This window comes from Agromyces humi, assembly GCF_009720255.1.
Lineage (GTDB): Bacteria > Actinomycetota > Actinomycetes > Actinomycetales > Microbacteriaceae > Agromyces > Agromyces humi.
Genome location: NZ_WJSP02000646.1, coordinates 1 through 1204, shown reverse-complemented (window position 1 = coordinate 1204; position 1204 = coordinate 1). Strand labels below are relative to the sequence as shown.

The 1204-nt window shown below is 72.9% G+C and carries 1 protein-coding gene; it reads left to right on the top strand.

Annotated elements, in window-relative coordinates:
* The first annotated feature begins 92 nt into the window (after positions 1–92).
* Complete coding sequence (locus GH736_RS23185; protein ID WP_159607400.1) at positions 93–1121, top strand: FAD-binding oxidoreductase; 1029 nt, start codon at positions 93–95, stop codon at positions 1119–1121.
* Positions 1122–1204 lie beyond the last annotated feature (83 nt).

Below are 1204 nucleotides of genomic sequence, written 5' to 3'. Positions count from 1 at the left end.
CGAGCCGACCTCGCGGTGCGGTGAGAGGTCGCCCAGGGGCAGATCGTTGTAACTGGGAATCACGATGCTGACCGGTCGCCGTCCGCGCCGCCGTGAGCAGGACGACCGCCGTCATCTTCATCGGCAACAACGCGGCCGGCTACCAGCGCGCCGACGCGTTCCTGTGGGAACGGATCATCTACGACTACGGCGGCGTCGGCGTCGGCGGGCTGGCCACGGCCGGCGGCATCGGCTGGCTCGTGCGCGAGCACGGCCTCACGATCGACCACGTGCGGGCCGTCGAGGTGGTGCTGGCCGACGGTTCGGTCGTGCGGGCGGATGCCACGCGGCATCCGGAGATCTTCTGGGCCGTTCGCGGGGCCGGCGCGAACGTCGGCATCGTCACCGCCTTCGACTTCGAGGTCGACGAGGTCGGCGACGTCGGCTTCGCGCAGCTCGCGTTCGACGCGAGCGACACCGCCGCATTCCTGCAGGCGTGGGGCGACTGGGTCGTCGACGCGCCGCGCGACCTCACGAGCTTCCTCATCCTCGGCGGCGCCCGGCCGGGGGAGCCGCGGGTCGCCCAGGTCATGGCGGTGATCGACTCGGACGACCCCGACACCGTGCTCGCGCGGCTGCAGCCGCTCGCCGAGGCGGCGCCGCTCGTGGGCCAGGACGTGCGCATCACGAGCTACCGCGCCGTCATCTCGAACGCGTCCGACGAGACGCACGCCGCCGAGGGCGAGCCGACCGCGCGCACCGGGCTCATCGGCCGCATCACGCCCGAGTTCGCCCGCGATGCCGCCCGGTTCCTCGACAGCGGCGCGACGTACTTCTTCCAGTTGCGCGCGGTCGGCGGCGCCGTGCATGACGTCGCGGCGGATGACACGGCCTTCGCCCACCGCTCGGCGGAGTTCTCCGTGGTGGCGTTCGGGTCGAGCCGGCACCAGACCTCGTCGCAGTGGAACGAGCTCATCGCCCCGCACGTCGACGGCGCCTACGTGAGCTTCGAGACCGAGCAGGGCGACGCGGCGGTCGAGGCCGCCTACCCGCCGGCGACGCTGGCACGACTGCGCGCGATCAAGGCGCAGGTCGACCCCGAGAACCTGTTCCGCGACAACGCGAACGTGCGACCGGAGTAGGTGGCCCGCTGCGGCGGCTGCGGCGGCCCGCTCGCCGGCCTACGCGCCGAGCAGCGTGTCGAGCACCGGGTGCAGGTGCCGAG